General features: G+C 44.0%; 9 protein-coding genes. 1 reads left to right on the top strand and 8 read right to left on the bottom strand.

Translation table 11 applies throughout. From position 1 onward, the window contains the following. Positions 1 to 103: 103 nt before the first annotated feature. The 5 genes from J3L18_RS20935 to J3L18_RS20915 all read right to left on the bottom strand — a co-directional run bounded on the left by J3L18_RS20935 (position 104) and on the right by J3L18_RS20915 (position 9936). On the bottom strand, positions 104 to 2290 hold the full coding sequence (locus J3L18_RS20935) for a type 1 glutamine amidotransferase family protein (protein ID WP_129569843.1): 2187 nt from the start codon (positions 2288 to 2290) through the stop codon (positions 104 to 106). A 72-nt stretch (positions 2291 to 2362) separates the two neighbouring features. Next, the gene (locus J3L18_RS20930) at positions 2363 to 3112 is read right to left on the bottom strand and encodes a DUF3823 domain-containing protein (RefSeq protein ID WP_129569844.1); all 750 of its coding nucleotides are present in this window, start codon (positions 3110 to 3112) and stop codon (positions 2363 to 2365) included. A gap of 13 nt (positions 3113 to 3125) precedes the next feature. Then, complete coding sequence (locus tag J3L18_RS20925) at positions 3126 to 5036, bottom strand: RagB/SusD family nutrient uptake outer membrane protein (RefSeq protein WP_129569845.1); 1911 nt, start codon at positions 5034 to 5036, stop codon at positions 3126 to 3128. A 13-nt stretch (positions 5037 to 5049) separates the two neighbouring features. After that, positions 5050 to 8223 carry a SusC/RagA family TonB-linked outer membrane protein gene (locus J3L18_RS20920; RefSeq protein ID WP_129569846.1) on the bottom strand — a complete coding sequence of 1058 codons (3174 nt, stop codon included), beginning with the start codon at positions 8221 to 8223 and terminating at the stop codon, positions 5050 to 5052. A 525-nt stretch (positions 8224 to 8748) separates the two neighbouring features. Beyond that, positions 8749 to 9936 carry a class I SAM-dependent rRNA methyltransferase gene (locus tag J3L18_RS20915; protein ID WP_129569847.1) on the bottom strand — a complete coding sequence of 396 codons (1188 nt, stop codon included), beginning with the start codon at positions 9934 to 9936 and terminating at the stop codon, positions 8749 to 8751. Positions 9937 to 10102: 166 nt separating this feature from the next. Between J3L18_RS20915 and J3L18_RS20910 the strand changes: the two genes are divergently transcribed. Then, a complete protein-coding gene (locus J3L18_RS20910) occupies positions 10103 to 10957 on the top strand; it encodes a DUF2911 domain-containing protein (RefSeq protein WP_129569848.1) in 855 nt (284 codons plus the stop codon). A 100-nt stretch (positions 10958 to 11057) separates the two neighbouring features. Here J3L18_RS20910 and J3L18_RS20905 read toward each other — a convergent pair whose 3' ends face one another. The 3 genes from J3L18_RS20905 to J3L18_RS20895 all read right to left on the bottom strand — a co-directional run bounded on the left by J3L18_RS20905 (position 11058) and on the right by J3L18_RS20895 (position 14520). Further along, complete coding sequence (locus J3L18_RS20905; protein ID WP_129569849.1) at positions 11058 to 12767, bottom strand: sodium:solute symporter family protein; 1710 nt, start codon at positions 12765 to 12767, stop codon at positions 11058 to 11060. Positions 12768 to 12875: 108 nt separating this feature from the next. Continuing rightward, on the bottom strand, positions 12876 to 13067 hold the full coding sequence (locus J3L18_RS20900; protein ID WP_090531057.1) for a hypothetical protein: 192 nt from the start codon (positions 13065 to 13067) through the stop codon (positions 12876 to 12878). A gap of 211 nt (positions 13068 to 13278) precedes the next feature. Next, on the bottom strand, positions 13279 to 14520 hold the full coding sequence (locus J3L18_RS20895; RefSeq protein WP_091172811.1) for an RNA polymerase sigma factor: 1242 nt from the start codon (positions 14518 to 14520) through the stop codon (positions 13279 to 13281). Between the last annotated feature and the right edge of the window lie 40 nt (positions 14521 to 14560).

Genomic DNA, 14560 nt, shown 5'->3' with positions numbered 1-14560 from the left:
AACCCCTCCCCGCGAATTACGGAATCTCTTTTCAAAAAAACTTCCGCACGTGAAATTTCGCGTACGGAAGCATAAATCAACTCTCTCTCAAAAAAGACTCTTTTTACCATTTAATGCTCACCTTAATACCATCGGGGCTGTTGGCAAAGCCCAGGTACAGGGTTTTTGATGATTTATCCCACGAGGATTTTACATCAGCAATGGTTTTTCCTGTATTATCGGTAACTACTGTTTCTTTCGGTTGCGCCGGTAATAAGATCCGGGCGCTGTTTAATGTGTTGATCGGGCTTTTGGCTACAAAAGTGTAGCTGTTTTCTGTTATAGCTTCATCATAAACCCTTGAGGCCGATGCCAATACTTTTGGCTGTTTCTTATCCGCAACACGTTTAACTACGTATAACAAGGCCTGCTCATTAGGATTGATGATTTTTTTATCCAACACAGGTAATTGCGGATCAAAAAGGTCGATAACCGGGCCCTTTACCATATATGGCTTGCTATCGGCATTTTCATCCATTACCGAAATAATATCATACGGGCCACGCTCCAGGTACATGCTATTTTTAAATTTTAGCTTACCACCATCGGCATCTTTTTCATAAGCTTGCTTTACAGTTTTGATGAAATTATCATCATTATTAGCCTGCATTACATACTCTTTGGGGTTTTGCCTCAACACATAAACCGTACCTTTGCCAACAGCAAAACGCTGATCATTCCCGGTTGAGTTTATACCCAGCAGTTTAAACAGGTGCTGTGATGGCGCTTTAAAATTATTGCCTTTGGTATCCCACCATTCCATTACCGATTGATAGGGATCATCATCGCGACCGGTGTAGATCAGTACACCGCCATTTTTAATCCATTCGGCCAAATGCTCATGAACTTCTGCTGATACCGGTTTCATGTTGGAGTAGCTCATCACCAAAACCTTAATATCCTTAAGCGATGCGGCATAACCCAGGTTTTCCATGTGTACGGTTTGTACCGGCACACCGCGCTTTACCAGTGGCAGCGTTTGACCATAGAAGTTAGAGAACTGCGGATCTTCAAAGCCGTTATGTGTAGGGAAACGCTGGAACATCAGGGTATTGCTCATCAGCACACCGATTCCATTAACACCAGATACTTTGTTGGTTGAAACAGGCATATCATTCAGCGCGTTTACCATGATCTGCATCTGCGTTGAATAAAACTGGGGGATCAGTGTTTTTTCATTAGTACCCAATACCGGGTAGGGGTGCGTATAGATTCTTTCGGGCCATGGCATTACCTCGTAATCGGCAACCATCGGGTACAACAGTTTGGCGGTAAAAGTAGCCTGGTAGTTACGTTTGTAATCGCTCCAGTCGTGTACACGGTCTTCAATCGGGTCGGTAAGGAAAAATACTTTCCTCCCGGTTGGGGCCGTCATGGATACTACCGAACCGTATTCCAGAAATGCATTCTCGAATACCCGTTCCTTTTCCTTGCCATTAAAATAAGTAGGCTCACGCGAAGTACCTGTCCATACCTGGGCAATATATCCGTCGATACCCGGTAAAGATGCCAGGCTGGCCTCCGGGCTTACAATTTGCCATGATGAATAGTTTACCAGTGAGTGTGTAGCAATGAACACCTTAATGTTCATGCCTTTGCTTTTGCCGTACTCTTTGGCGTATGATGATACCTGTTTTATAGTTTCATAATACAGATTGTACTTTAGCTTGTTTGATAAGTAAGTATTTTCAGGAGATGCATCCTGCGGTTTCCATGGGAAGCCGTAATATTTTTGCCATTGGTTTTTAAAGCCTGCGCTATAACCAGCACGTGCCCAAAACTCAGGTTCCTCTAAAAAAATGTTGGTGATACCTACATCTATCACACGCTTAACCACTGCGGTTTTCATGTACTCAATAAAGGAATCATCGGGCACCACGTAAGGCATATCCCTGCCGTGGAAAATAGTATCGCCTTTTTGTGTTACCTGCCCTACGCCAAGGTGGTTTTTACCGTCCCATTTACCCAAAAAGTAGTCTTTATAATCGCCCCAGGCAATACCGGTCATGAAGTTTACATCATAACCACGGTCGCGCCATGATTTAACGCGTTGCTCAAAGGTCATGTTTGGATGATCGTTGGTACCATAAACAATGGCAATGTCCGATCGTACATCAATTTCGGGCCTCCAGGGACTGCTGGTTTGAAAAGCAGTTTTCTCTTTCAGGGAAGCCGGTTTTGGGTTAGTATCCTGCGCATAAGCACCGGTAGCAAAGGCAAGTCCGCAATAAAAAAGTAGCGTGTTTTTCATAGTTATATTTTATAAAACTGTGTTGGAAGGAACCGTTGCCGGATCCCCCCTCACACAGGTATTTATTTCTTTTTACGGAACCTTTACCTCTTTAACGTCGGTATAATTATAGTAATTAAGGCCATAGGAAACCCTTGCACCTACGCGGATGAAATAACTCCTTTTACCCGGCAATGCGCCACCAAGTGTGGTAAGACTAAGAGTTTTACCAACCGAGTTATTTGCATCATTACCGCTCAGCTTAGGTGTGTAGCGGTTATCGTAGTTATTATTGCCTACGTAGTTGTTTGAATTAACAAATACAGCCACATCACTTACGTTTTGCTGAAAATTGGGATCGGCAGTACCGCGGGTAACTTTAAAGCTGGTGGTTATGGTGCCATCAGCATTTAAAACGGGATCGCCAACCCACTCTATCCGTAAAAATGGTTCAACCGAAAAGTTTACGGTAGTTACATCCTTAACATCAATCGTTTGGCTTTTATCAACAATGGTTTTGCCGGTATTATCAACCTGCACCAATGGCACAAAAGCGCCCTCGGCCGAAATTACATTTTTACCTGCAAATAGTTTGGTGTTTTGATAAGTACCATCCTGAAAAGAGGATATATAAAAAGGGGTTGGGTTAGCGCTCCAGCTTATCTCCAATAATTTGATCCGGGTGCCGGAACCCTGCTCTGTTTGCAGGCTTTTACCATTACCAGCATCGGTTACGGTACCCTTTAGGGTAACATTGGGAGCGGCATAATTATCAACCTTTTTGCATGAGCTGCCTGCAGCAACCAATACACTTAATGCTATGCTATAAAATAGTTTTTTCATCTCTCTCTTTAAATTAATAACCCGGATTTTGAATTAAATTCTGGCTTTTCTGGATCTCGCCCTGTGGAATCTGCTCGTAGTACCAGCGCACGTCAAAAGTGTACCTTGAATTACGTTCGTCTAAACGGGCATCAAAGAAATACTTACCATCATTAGCCGAATAGAAAGGCATCAACGTACGATATATTGTACTGTTTTGCTCTTTATCGGCAACCCGCCAGCGGCGCATATCCCAGTATTGTTTGTTTTCAAAACCAAGCTCTTTTTTACGCTCTTTACGAACTACGTCGATAGTTAAATTGGCTGTACCGGTTAACAGGTCGGCACCACCACGTTCACGGATAGCGTTAATCTGGGTAAAGGCATCCTGTAAATAGCTTTTATCCGATTGGCCTAATGCGTTTAACTCTACAGCAGCCTCGGCACGGTTAAGCAATACTTCCGCGTAACGCAACTCAATCCAGGTTTGATCAGAACGGTTTTCCAATACTTCAGATGTTGGCTTATCCGGTACGATGTATTTACGGATAGAGAACCCGGAAACAGAATTGGTACCATCGCCGGTGAAATAACCGCTTAAACCGGCAGGGTTCATGGTTGTACCATTTGGCAGTTTATACGGAGTTTGGCTGGCGTTGGCCGATTGAACAATATTATCAGTAGGATAATGAGCAGTTGAGCCTGCAGGCAACAGCGGACTGATACCACCTGCTGAACTACCGGTATAAATACCCCTGCGGATTTCGATGCTTACACCTTTCATTACATCACCCGGCAAAACCACGGTTGCCCTTAACCTTGGCTCGGCATTGGCAAATATATCCATGGTGTTGGTGTACAAATCGTATTTGCCACCGGTTGTAGTTTTGATAGTACCATCAGCATTTTTAGGAAAACCGTCAAACATCTCCACAAAATCCAGCGTAGGGTTAACTTCAGACGAGTAACCATTAGCGCCCATTAACTGGCGGGGTACGTTGTAGGCATCATAACCATGTACCGATTCAGGATAGTGATACTGGCGAACAAATATGTTTTCAGGGCTTGATGCATCAAAAAACATATTCACGTAGTTTAGGTACTGCGCGTTTTTATCGCCCGCAGCCCATGCTTTTTTGTATAAGCTGTATTTGCCATCAAGCAATGCCGCCGCGTCATAAGCTGCTTTAAAGTAAGTAACCGCTTTTGCAACCGGGATACCACAAAGCCTGTTGCCGCTGCCATCAACCAATGTAATCTGGTTGTATTTAGCTACTGTACCGGCGTAAAGCATTGCCCTTGATTTGAAGCCGGCAGCCGCATACTTGCTGGCCCTGCCTGTCTGGTTAGTTTCAGGTAGATTGGTATAAGCATAATCCAGATCAGTACCGATAAAGTCATAGATCTTTTCTTCAGACGAACGAGGTATTTTCAGTTCTTCGATGCTTTGCTCCGGATAGTTAAGCACTTTATCAACAAGCGGCACACCACCGTAACGTTTAACCAATGCAAAGTATGTAGCAGCACGCACAAACCTTGCTTCACCTAACCAGTTATTTACCTGATCGCTGGTAAAGTTGCTTGCATATTTAGGCAAGGTTTCAGCAAAATAGTTAGCATCCCTGATAACCCTGTAACAATCGCCCCAGGTTGAAAGGCCTGTGTTTTCCTGCATTGACCCGTTCTGATCACGGCTTAAAGCCTCGTCGGTGGTGGCGCTTGTAGGGCTGATGATCCAGAACATATTTAAACCTCTTTCGGGCGAATATCTGAAGTCTTCAATAGGCAATTCGCTGTACAGCCTTGACATGTAGGCCTGAATTCCCGCGGCTGTTGCAAAAACGTCATCGTCTTTAACAATACTTGGGGGCAGGGTATCCAGCTTTTTACATGCCGTTGTCCAGCAAAGTAAAAAAGCCAATATTGTATATGTGTATTTTTTCATGATCTGTAATGGATTATAGTTTAACATTTACACCGATTGAATAAATTTTATCTAAGGGGTATAAATAGCCATAGTTGGCCGATGGGTGTTCAGGGTCAAGATATTTCAAGCCTGTAATGGTTAAAATATTGTACCCGTTAACAAAGATCCTTGCACCTTTAATACCCACCTTTTTGGCAGCTGCTGCAGGAATGCTGTAGCCAATCTCAGCAGATTTTAACCTCACATAAGCCGCACTGTGGATATTTGACAGTGAGTTGGTGTTAGCTGTTGTACCGGTAAGGGCAAAAGTGCCCGGGGTCCATACGGTGTTAGGATTATAGGGGTCGGCTTTAGGATCGGTTGGGTGATACCTGTCCATGAACATAGATAGGGCACTGCCGCCACCCCATAGCGGGATGTTCAACTGTTCGATGTAGGATACGTTAATACCCGCAGCTCCCTGCCATACGGTATTGATATCAAAACCTTTGTATGAACCGCCCAGCGTTAAACCAAATGTAGTTGAAGGTACGCTGTAGTTATTGTTACTTACGTTTTGTGCTATCGGGTGCACGTCCTGATCGTTGATTACACCATCACCGTTCCAGTCCTGCAAAATATAATCACCAACTACTGCGTTGCGTGATACAAACTGCGGACTGTTCAGGATTTGCTGGTAGTTTTGAAACTGGCCGTTGGCACCAAAACCCCAGAATATGTTATTGTAACGATTGTCGTTGTTGTTATGCCAGTTAAGTTGTGAGTTACCGTAAGCAGAGTGAACCTTGCTAATCCATTGTGTACGGGTATACCCGAATGTGCCTTTAACAAAATAGTTAAAGCTGCCTATATGGTAACGATGGTTTATCTCGATATCGAAACCCTGAGCACGGTCGCTGTTAAGATTTTCCTGTGGTAAACCTGCGCCTACTACACCCGGCAGGTTATCGGCACGGGTATCAAGCAAGCCGCTTCTATCGCGCCTGAAAGCATCAACAGTTAAGCCTAATAACCCGTTCCATGCTTGTAAGTCGATACCTGCGTTATAAGTTTTAGCAACATACCAGAAAATGTAAGGATTGGCGATGCCACGGCTTTGTGCGCCGTTAACAAAAGTACCGTCAAATACCGACCCCGGAGGCAACCTGTTATTGTCACCTGTGGCAGGGTAGTTATAACCGGTAAGGTATTGGTAAGCGTTAAGACCGGCGTCATCACCCAGTTTAGCATATGATAAACGGATCTTCAGGTCGTCGATAAAAGAAAGGGCTGATGTATTCTTCCAGAAGTTTTCCTGTGAGATTCTCCAACCTGCCGATGCACCCGGGAAAAAGCCCCAACGCTTAAGGGGAGAATTTTTGGAACTGCCATCATCCCTGAAGCTAAACTCAACCAGGTATTTAGATTTGTAATCGTAGTTTACACGACCAACAAATGATTTGTTCACATAATCATAAGGCCAGCCGCCATCAACCGTTGCAGTTTGATTTAAGGCATTACCTGCCGATAGCTGATCAACAGGAAGCGATAGTTGACGTTGCGCATTAAAGTTATCGCCTTTTTGTTCACCTTCTTCATAAAGTGCTAATGCACTAATGTTGTGGCCACCTTTAAACTGCTTGGCATAGTTTAACGAAAGCTGCATTAAAGTGCTTGGCTTTTCATAAAACTGGCGGGTAAGCGAGCCCGGTGTTTGGTTAGCTATAGCCTGATAAGAATTGCTGTTAGCATCATAATTATACTGGTTATATGAGCGCTGATAAATTTTATTACTTGAGAAATAGTAATCATAGTTATACAAGCCCTTAGCACTTAAACCCGGTACAAAAGGCACATTGTACGTTGCAGATACCGAAGACTGTAACCATTTATTGGCAATTTGTTTGTAACCATCAACATTAGCATCGGCCATTGCAACAGGGTTTGAACCATCAACTTCACCATTATTCAGGTACGCCGGATTGTTGTTGGCATAGATGCTTTGAGTAGGTACTTGCCTCCAAAAGGAGCGTATGATCCACCATGCATCCTGGTAAGGTTGATTTTTTTGTTCAAGCGTACCGCTCAGGTTTACATCAATGGTTAGGTTTTTATTGATTTTGGTGGTAAGGTTTGAGCGCAGGTTGTATTTCTTGTAGTTCAGGTCGCCGCTTTTGAAAAAGCCGTCCTGATCATTGATACCCATACTAACAAAATAGCTGCTGTTATCGGTACCGCCAGTTGCATTCAGGTTATGCTGTTGCTGGGGAGCGCTATTAGCAAAAACAGGGCTATACCAATCGGTGCTGGTTTTTGTGCCGTTTTTGTAAGCTGCAAAATCAGCATCGGTATATTTTACCTGTCCGCCGTTAACGTTGTGCAAAAGCTGCTCATTAACCAATGTCATAAAATCAACAGCGCCAACAGGCTTTGGCATATACGATGGGATCTGCCAGCCATACGTACCAGAGTAGTTAAGGTCAACTGCGCCTTTTTTACCTTTTTTGGTAGTTACGATAACCACGCCGTTTGCAGCACGCACACCATAGATAGCGGCCGATGCATCCTTCAATACCGAAACACTTTCGATATCGTTGGGGTCAAGGCGGCTGATATTATCGCGGGGGATACCGTCAATAACTACCAGCGGGTTACCAAAACCACGGATATCAAAGGCATTGCTGAATGATCCCGGCTCAGACGTGTTCTGAGTAATACGAACACCAGCCACTTTACCGGCAAGCATATTCAGCACGTTCTCGTTTTTAGTAGTTACGATTTCGCTGTTGGTAACCGATGCAACCGATCCGGTCACCGTTGCTTTACGCTGGGTGCCATAGCCTACCACAACCACCTCGTTCATGTTGGTGGCGTTTGGCTGAAGCTTAATGGTGATGCTTTTCTGATTACCTACATTTACTTCCTGTGCAACGTAACCCAGGAAAGTGAAAACCAGCGTTTGGCTTGGTTCGGCATTGATGTTAAACTGGCCGTTAACGTTGGTAGTTGTACCATTAGGCGTACCTTTAAGCTTAATGCTTACGCCGGGCAGGGGCTGCCCATGCTCGTCATTTACTACACCGGTTATTTTGCTGCCCTGAGCAAAAGCCGAAGTACACATGGCTAAAAACAAAAGTGCGGTAATGCAGCACTGCAATACTCCTTTGATTTTAGCACGATAACGGATGCGATGGCACCCATCATAATTGGTAAAATTTTCGTACATAAATAATTGGTTAATGGGTTTATAACTCTTGCCAAAAAGGGAAGCAAAAGCATTAAACAGGGATGGTTAAACCCGTTCAATACATATCATGCTTTCCATTTGGCACAGCAATGATATAGCGGGTGGTATTAAAACAAGGGTTAAAAAAGGGGTTAATAGGGCTAAAATTTTATTAACCGCACAAAAATTAACCGCTTTTTTAAGCGGTTGGAAGGTTAACTAAAGGAAAACTGTCGCTGGTTTAGCGATAGCGTAGCCTGTGGCGCGCATAATGACCGGTTTATGAAATGAACAAAAAACATGTCATTGCGAGCGATAGCGCGGCAATCGCACGAAAGCAAGGCCGCCCTGTATAGCATGCGATTGCCACGTCGCACCCTCGCTCATTCCCGTTCCGCGCCTCGCAATGACATGGTTTATTTTTCGCACTTAAAAGCCCGCGGCAGCGTTAAACGCCGAAGGCCTGTTTTGCATAGCAAAACAGGCCTTCCACAAAAGTTCCCCCTTTAGGGGGTTAGGGGGCGACTAAAACACCCTGCAAAGCAAACCTTTCAGATACTCGCCTTCGGGGAAGGAAGCACGTACCGGGTGGTCTTCGGGTTGATGGAACTGGTAGATAAACTGAACCTGTTTACCCGCATCAAGCGCGGCCCAGGCAATTACCTGTTTAAAGGTTTCCATATCCATAGCACCCGAGCAGGAATAGGTTGCCAGCAAGCCACCTTCGTTAAGCAGCAGCATACCCAAACGGTTCAAATCTTTATAAGCACGCGAAGCCCTGGTGAGTGCCGAGCGCGATGGCGCATATTTAGGAGGATCGAGCACGATAACATCAAACTTTTCGCCCTCATCCCTGAATTTGCGCAACTGTACATTCACGTCGGATTTAATAGCCGTGTGTTTGGTTGCATCCAGTTTATTTAGCCTGATATTTTCGGCCAGCGTTTCAATAGCTAACGCCGAGCTGTCTACACTGGTTACTGATGCGGCGCCTTCTTTAAGGCTGTTCAACGTAAAGCCGCCGGTATAACAAAAGCAGTCCAGTACCTTTTTATCTTTAGTATGTACAGCCAACACATGACGATTATCGCGCTGATCGCAATAAAAGCCGGATTTTTGGCCTTCGGTGATATTGATACCGTAAATAACGTTGTTTTCTAACACCTCAACCAGCTCAGGCGGCGGACTGCCAGCAAGTACTTTATTTTCAGCTTCGGCCAGCCCTTCGTGGGCACGTGAAGCATTATCACTTTTATCCGAAATACTTTCGGGATTGAGCAATTTTTTTAGTTCATCAATAATAACGGGCATTACATTTTGAATACCCGAGGTAAGTACCTGCACTGCCAAATGGCCGGCATATTTATCAACGATTAGCCCCGGCAGATAATCCGATTCACTAAAAATTAAGCGACAGGTATTGGTACCGTTAGCCAATATGTTATTACGGCTTTTAACCGCGGTTGCTACTTTTTCGCGAAACCAGGCTTCATTTACCTGCACATCCTTATTCCACTCCAGTAAACGTAAAGTCACCCTCGACTGGTCGTTATAAAAGCCATAGGCCATAAATTCGCCTTGTGTATTCATGAGGCGAACCACATCGCCATTGGCAGGCTTGCCCTTTACTTTTTCAATCGCCCCTGAAAATACCCAGGGATGCCTTTGAAGTACGGCTTTTTCTTTACCCTTCTTTAATATAACGTCAATCATGAGTGCAAAGGTAATAAAGCGCTGGCAATTTTAGCTTTACAGCAACGCGGCCTTCATTTATTCCGTATTTACATTGAAGGTGCCTAAACCTTGAAAATATTTTTACGTCATACACAATAATATCTGCATTAAAACATTTGGTATCTTAGATTCGAAAACTATAATCATGAAAAAAACCTACGTACTCCTGTTCAGTATGCTGATAGCGTGCTGTTGTTTTAGCTCAAAATCATACGCCCAGATTCCCCGCATACCTGAGGCCAGCTCAACTCAAACCATCATCCAGGATTTCGGATTAGGGAAAATAACCATCACTTATTCCCGTCCAAATGTTAAAGACCGCAAAATATTCGGGGGCATTATCCCTTACGGCGAAGTTTGGCGCACCGGTGCCAACGCTGCTACTACCATTACCTTTACCGAAAAAGTTGTAATTGAAGGTAACCCTGTACCTGCAGGCACTTATTCGCTATTCAGCATCCCAACTAAAGGCGAATGGACTATCATCTTAAACAAAGTTGTAAAACAATGGGGTGCATACAGCTACAAGCAAGACCAGGATTTTCTGCGTTTTAATATCAAGCCAATCCGCGTGAGCGAAAAACGCGAAACATTTACTATGGCTTTTGTTAATACAACTACCAAATCAACCGACCTTGTTTTGGTTTGGGACAAAACCGCGGCCTATATCCACATGGAAACTGATGACGACGCCAAAATCACAGCCAATATTGATGAGCTGATGAAAGGCGACCGCAAACCATACTATTTCAACGCCATACAATACTACTACGAAAACCATAAAGACGTTGATAAAGCCCTTGGCTGGGTTTACGAAGCTGAAAAAATTGAGCCTAAAGGCCCATGGTATAAGCTTTGGGAATCGCGTTTGTTACTGCGTAAAGGCGATAAAGCTGGCGCAATTGCCGCTGCCGAAGCCGGTATCGCTTTGGCCAACGCCGACAAAGATGAAGAATACGCCCGCTTAAACCAGGAAGCCCTGGATCAGGCTAAGCGATAGCCCTAAGCCCCACCCAACCCTCCCCGGAAGGGAGGGCTTTAAAAAGAAAATCGCTGTTTTTTATACGAAATGGCGATTTTCTTTTATGAATTGATAATATTCAGAAAGTCTCCCCAACCGGGGGGGATTTAGAGGGGGCTCCTGCACTAATTAACAGTGCAATCACAATCAATAAAACAGCACCGATAGCATTGAGCCACAAATAAGCGATTACATCAAAATAGCCCAGGATACAAATAATAGCTTCCGTTATAACTGCCGCTATAAATACCGCAGTCCCTTTTATTTTTTTAAGATAGAAGGCTACTATGAACACTCCAAGGATGGTTCCGTAAATATAAGAGCCCAATTGGTTTACGGCTTCTAACAGATTACCTATGCGGCTGGCGTAAAGGGCCATCCCAATGCAAACCAGGCCCCAGAACACCGTTGCCAGGCGCGATGCATTTAAATAATTCTTATCTGTGGCGTTGGGATTAACAATTCGTTTGTAAATATCAACCACGCTTGTTGAAGCCAGGGAATTCAAAGCACTGGCGGTTGAGCCCATAGATGCGAGAAAAATAATGGCTATCAGTAATCCTATCAAGCCTTTAGGCAGATACTGGGTAACAAAGCTAAGGAATACGTAGTTGGTATCGTTATCATCGGCCTTGGGGTTATTTTTTTTCATCAGTTCAATGGCGTTTTGCCTGATGAGGCGGGCCTTAGTGTCGGCCACCTTTAATTGATCTTTGGCATAACTGATCCGGTCTTCATTTTTGCTGTCGATGGCTTTTATCAACTCGTTAGCCTTGATCTTTTTTTGCTCAAAAGCCTGGTCATATTGCTGATTGAGATGGTCGTATTCCGCAGCGTAAACGCTTTTTCGAATTTGTTTAACCTCATACTGGTTAAAAAACATTGGCGGGCGGTTAAACTGGTAAAACGCAAAAACCAGCACCCCTATCAGCAGGATCAGGAATTGCATCGGGATCTTGATCAGGCCATTCATGATTAGCCCGAGGCGGCTTTGCCCTACCGAGCTGCCGGTTAAATAACGGCCAACCTGGCTTTGATCTGTACCAAAATAGGAAAGCTGTAAAAAGAAGCCCCCGATCAATCCGCTCCAAACGGTATAACGGTTATTGGGGTCGAATTTCCAATCTATCACGTTCATGCGGCCCATTTTACCTGCCATTTTGAGCGAGCTCATGAAGCTTACATTGCCGGGCAACAGGTAAACAACCAATACTCCTGCCAAAAACATCCCCGTAAAAATAATGCTCATTTGTAATAGCTGCGTATATGACACAGCCTTACTACCGCCATAAACGGTATAAACAATTACCAGCCCGCCTATAAACAGTGTAGTGTAAACCGTATTAATATTTAATATTGTTGAGAGGATGATAGACGGAGCATAAATGGTAATGCCGGTTGAAAGGCCGCGCTGAACCAGGAAGAGGAACGATGTGAGTGCACGGGTTTTCAGATCAAAACGCTGTTCCAAAAATTCGTAAGCAGTATAAACCTTAAGGCGATGGAAAATGGGGACAAAGGTGATGCAAAGTACGATCATGGCCAGGGGCAGCCCGAAGTAGAACTGCACAAAACGCATTCCGTCTGAATAAGCCTGGCCCGGCGCCGAAAGAAAGGTAATAGCACTTGCCTGGGTAGCCATTACCGATAAGCCTACATGGTACCAGGGCAATGAGCGGCTGCCCATCAAAAACTGGTCGATATTTTTATTATTGCCGCTTTTCCATATGCCATAAAGCACTATAGAAAATATGGTAAGGCCTAAAACAATCCAGTCGGTTAAACTCATTCAAAGAATTTGGTAATGAGCCAGAATACTAAAACTAAAAAAACCAGCCACGCGGCAACAATGCCGTAAAACTGGTTCCAATTTTTTATGAATGAAGGGAGGTCAGGATCAGGCCTCTTCATTACGGCCACGAACTAACACGGCGATATATGCAGCAGCAGTTAACAACCCTAAAACACCACCTACAAAAATCCAGGTAAAGCCTTTTTCAATAATACCGCCTACAAATAAGCCAGAGATTAATCCTACCAAATAGTATATGTAATCAAAGTTTTCTTTTTCTTCTTTATGGTGTCCCATGATGTTATGTATATGATTGCAGCAAAAATAGGTGATTAATTGAATTTTACCAAAGTTTGTTTTGTAAAAGGATTGTGTGTTTTTAAAAGCTCATAAATGACGACAATTATTCATTCGGTGTCCGGTCGGCTTTAAATTCACTATCGTTGTAAATATGCCAATAGCTTTGCGGTATGCATGAACCAATACCCTTTCAACTATTGTGAAAAGGCTATTCCTGCAAGTTTTTTAACCGCTCAACATTTTCCGCCATAGTTGCCTTATCATTTGCAGAAGTAGCCAGGTTCATAGCTGTTTCGTAATGCTGTAAGGCTTTTTGATTATCTATGCCGGTATACAGGTTGCCCAGCAGCGAAAAATAAAAGTGGTTATTGCTTAGGTTCAGTTTTTCGGCTTCGGCTATTGCAGCCGGTTTTCCATTGGCTTTGGCAAGGGCAAATGTCCGGTTCAGCGCGGCGATGGGCGAATACTCCAGCATGAGGAGGCTATTGTATAGCTGTAATATATTTTCCCATTTTTCGGCAGCATCTTCCTTAAAGGTATGCCAATAAGCAATGCCGGCTTCGAGGTGATATTTAGTTATTGAAGTTCCGGTTGAAGCCTGGTTCAGGTAATGGATACCTTTGTTGATCAGGTCCCTGTCCCAAAGTGATTCATCCTGATCATCATAAAGGATCATTTCACTATGATCATTGGTGCGGGCCTCAAACCGCGACGCGTGGAAACACATCAGCGCAAAAAGTGCATTTACGGCAGGGGTATTGGTGGCCGGATTTTCAATAAGCAGGTAATTAAGCCGCATAGCTTCTGCACAAAGATCACGACGGAGGGTGACATTTTGGGAGATTGAGTAATATCCCTCAGAAAACAGCAGGTAAATGGTTGTTAAAACAGTTTCCAGCCGGTTGCCGATCTCGCTAAGGTTTGGCTGTTGGATCTGGATTCCGGCTTCTTTCAGTTTTTCCTTTGCGCGGTTTATCCGTTTGTATATCACCTCCTTGTTTGCTAAAAAAGCATCGGTAATTTCCTGTACGCCAAAACCGCAAAGCAGGTTAAGGGCAAGCGCTACCTGCGACTCGGCCGAAATAACCGGGTTGCAAACCGTAAAGATCATGGCCAACTGGCTATCAGCTATGTTTTTGGCAGACAGGTCGATCTCTATTTCGCCTGTGCTGTCGGTAGTATATTTTATTTCGGGCAAAAGCTTTTGCTTAAAAATCGTATCCCGTTTCAGGTAATTTTTGGTTTTATTTTTTGCAACGGTATAAAGCCATGCCGTCGGATTATCAGGTAAACCTTTCAGGCTCCAATTTTCAGTGGCTGAAAGGAAGGTGTCGCTCACAATATCTTCGGCAATTTCAATATGTTCAATACCAAAAAGGCGGCAAAGCACTGCTGCAATTTTCCGGTACTCGGTGCGGAACAGGTGAGGTAAAAGTTCTTGGGGTTGCATAGGTTAAAATAAAAATGCCTTTGCAAAAGTACAAAGGCAT

It is taken from the genome of Mucilaginibacter gossypii, assembly GCF_017569325.2.
GTDB classification, from domain to species: domain Bacteria; phylum Bacteroidota; class Bacteroidia; order Sphingobacteriales; family Sphingobacteriaceae; genus Mucilaginibacter; species Mucilaginibacter gossypii.
Note: the sequence above shows the minus strand (reverse complement) of the source record. Positions and strands in the feature narration are given on the sequence as shown.